At 48.4% G+C, this 3,501-nt stretch carries 3 protein-coding genes; all 3 read left to right on the top strand.

Annotated features, from left to right (window positions below):
- Positions 1-76: 76 nt before the first annotated feature.
- Positions 77-1,468, top strand: a complete 1,392-nt coding sequence (gene psbC, locus V7K85_RS23420) for a photosystem II reaction center protein CP43 (RefSeq protein ID WP_334817017.1) — start codon at positions 77-79, stop codon at positions 1,466-1,468.
- Between the two features lie 290 nt (positions 1,469-1,758).
- Positions 1,759-1,929 (top strand): PCP reductase family protein, encoded by a 171-nt coding sequence (locus V7K85_RS23415; RefSeq protein ID WP_334817015.1) that lies wholly within the window; start codon positions 1,759-1,761, stop codon positions 1,927-1,929.
- A gap of 18 nt (positions 1,930-1,947) precedes the next feature.
- Positions 1,948-3,444, top strand: a complete 1,497-nt coding sequence (locus V7K85_RS23410) for a beta strand repeat-containing protein (protein ID WP_334817014.1) — start codon at positions 1,948-1,950, stop codon at positions 3,442-3,444.
- The last annotated feature ends 57 nt before the right edge of the window (positions 3,445-3,501 follow it).

The following is a 3,501-nucleotide window of genomic DNA, read 5'->3' as shown; positions in this document are numbered from 1 at the left end:
GAGGGTATCCGCGCTTGGATGGCTCCTCAAGATCAACCCCACGAACAATTTGTATTCCCTGAGGAGGTATTACCACGTGGTAACGCTCTCTAATAGACCAAATATTTTAGGCGGTACTGGACGCGACCAAGAATCCACTGGGTTTGCCTGGTGGTCTGGTAACGCACGTTTAATCAACCTATCTGGCAAACTCCTGGGTGCTCATGTTGCCCACGCTGGTTTGATTGTATTCTGGGCTGGAGCGATGACCTTGTTTGAAGTCGCTCACTTCATTCCTGAAAAGCCCATGTATGAGCAGGGCTTGATCCTGTTACCTCACCTTGCCACTCAGGGTTGGGGTGTTGGTCCTGGTGGTGAAGTCATTAACACCTTCCCCTACTTTGTTGTCGGTGTACTCCACCTAATTTCCTCAGCCGTCCTTGGCTTTGGCGGTATCTATCATGCCGTCCGTGGTCCAGAAACCTTAGAAGAATACTCTTCTTTCTTTGGTTACGACTGGAAAGACAAGAACAAGATGACCAACATCATCGGGTTCCACCTGATTATTTTGGGAGTTGGTGCGCTGCTGTTGGTGCTGAAGGCAATGTTCTTTGGTGGTTTGTATGACACCTGGGCACCAGGCGGTGGTGATGTTCGGATTATTACCAATCCGACATTGAACCCAGCGGTTATCTTCGGTTATGTAATCAAGTCTCCCTTTGGTGGCGAAGGCTGGATTGTCAGCGTCGATAACTTAGAAGATGTGGTAGGTGGTCACATCTGGATTGCCTTGATCTTAATTGCTGGCGGTATTTTCCACATTCTTACCAAGCCTTTTGCTTGGTCACGTCGTGCATCCATCTGGTCTGGTGAAGCTTACCTATCCTACAGCTTAGGCGCTCTCTCCCTGATGGGGTTCATTGCCTGCCTGTTTGTTTGGTTTAACAACACCGTTTACCCCAGCGAATTTTACGGCCCTACTGGTCCAGAAGCTTCTCAAGCTCAGGCTCTGACCTTCTTGATTCGTGACCAACGCTTGGGTGCTAACGTCGGTTCTGCCCAAGGCCCCACTGGTCTAGGTAAATATTTGATGCGCTCTCCCACTGGTGAAATCATCTTCGGTGGTGAAACCATGCGCTTCTGGGATTTCCGCGGCCCTTGGTTGGAGCCTCTTCGTGGCCCCAACGGTCTTGACCTGGAAAAAATCAAGAACGATATTCAGCCTTGGCAAGCTCGTCGCGCTGCTGAATACATGACCCACGCTCCTCTGGGTTCTCTGAACTCCGTGGGTGGTGTGGCTACCGAGATTAACTCCTTCAACTACGTATCTCCTCGCGCTTGGTTGGCGACTTCTCACTTCGTACTAGGATTCTTCTTCCTAGTTGGTCACTTGTGGCACGCTGGTCGCGCACGGGCAGCTGCTGGTGGTTTTGAGAAAGGAATTAACCGTGATACTGAGCCAGTGATGTTCATGAATGACCTTGACTAGGTTGTAAGGTTTATTTGATCACTGACAACTAAATAATTTAGAGGCTCTTGCATAAAAGCAAGGGCTTTTTTTATAGGAAAATTAGTAATCTATTAATTAAACTGAGCGACTTATTAAGGTAATTAATATCATGAGCGATTCCAATTTTATTGATGCTTTGCGATAGACACATGAAGCTAAGAGGCTGTTTGAAAAGTCCAGGAAGGTATAATTTAGCCCTTCTGATGGCCTTAACTTCAACGATAAATCAAGGTTATAGCCCTATACTGAGATGCTTTGCTGTGCTAACTGTGAGGTCAAACGACCCTTTTCAAACAACCTCTAAGGAAAAGTTGCAAAACATTCCCTTTTTTGTCTGCGCTCAAGCTAGAGCCAGAATTGAACAACTGGCTCGTGAAGCAAATCAAGAGATTGTGACAGCCATCCACCGCCAAATGAGCAAACTGACCATACTAATCTAAATTTAGAGGATTTTGATTATGCCTAGATTTACGGTTCCACCCAATTTCACCGGCAGTGCTGGTTCGGACACAATAGTAGGGGAAGATTTAAATAAATTTCCAGCAATTGGGATTGATATTTTAACTGGAGGTTTCATTTATACAGGCTCAGGAAAGGACACCATTAAAAGCAACGGCACTGGCGGTAAAGGCCGTGATGGTGTTATCGGTAAGAACATCAATGGCAGCGAAGGCGGTGCTGGAATCGGCATCAGCAATAATGGCAATCTGAATGCTGGGTCGGGCGACGACGCTATCATCAGCAAGGGTATTGGGGGTCTTGGAGGCAACGGCGCGGATGATGATTTTGATGACCCCAATTTTGGCAGTGCTGGCGGCGGTGGCGGTACAGGGACTGGCATCAGTAACAGTGGCAGTCTCAATAATGGGTTGGGCAATGACACTATCATCGGCAATGGCACTGGCGGCAACGGCGTAAGCGGCGGCGGTCACTTTGAGGGTGGCGGCAAGGGTGGCACTGGAACAGGCATCAGTAACAGTGGCAGTCTCAATACTGGGTTGGGCAATGACACTATCACTGGCACTGGTCAGGGTGGCACTGGTAGTTACGGTTACCTCGGCGTCGATGGTGGTACTGGAGCAGGCATTGGTAACAGTGGCAGTCTCAATACTGGGTTGGGCAATGACACTATCACTGGCACTGGTCAGGGCGGCAATGGTGGTGAGGGCCGCCTCGGCGGCAACGGCGGATTTGGGATAGGTATCAGCAACACTGGGCAACTGGATACCGGAGACGGAAATGACATGATCGCTGGCATCGGTATCGGCAGCGACGGCGGATATGGGATTGGGCCTGGCTTTGAGGGTGCAGGGATTGGCATCAGCAATAATGGCAGTCTGAATACAGGCTCAGGAAATGACACGATCACTGGCACTGGTAAAGTTACTGACAGCGACATTCAGAGGTTTGTCCGTGGATTTGGGACTGGCATCAGCAACACTGGGCAACTGGATACCGGAGACGGAGAAGACACGATCATAGGCACTAGCACTGCTACTGGCGGCTTCTCTGACGACAATATTAATGGAACTGGCATCCAGAACATGAAAGGTGCCACCATCACCACAGGGCAGGGCAACGACACAATTACTGTTTCTGGCAACGGTTACAACTTCATCGCCTATGGCATCTTCAACGATGGAGTAATTGATACAGGAAATGGTTGTGACATCCTTACCGGACAGGCTACAGCAATAATTGGTGGTACTGCATACGGCATTTATGGAAAAGGAAGTATTAAGACTGGTGATGGCAATGACAAAATTACAGCCACCAGTACCATCAATGAAGTTCAACAAAAAGTTACTATTGGTGGCGGTATCGTTATTGATCTAGGCACTGGAAATGACTACTTCAAAGGGTTTGGTACTGGGACTATAGATGGTGGAAAAGGTTTTGACACCTTAGACCTCAGTGGAATGGCACTAAGAAAAGCTCTAACCTATACTCCATAATGATTACAGGCATTAATGCCTTAAGAGCAGTGGACGCTTTGCTGCGATCGCTATTTT

The sequence above is a fragment of the Nostoc sp. genome, from assembly GCF_036917615.1.
Taxonomy (GTDB): Bacteria; Cyanobacteriota; Cyanobacteriia; order Cyanobacteriales; family Nostocaceae; genus Nostoc.
This window is presented reverse-complemented; position numbering and strand designations above follow the sequence as displayed.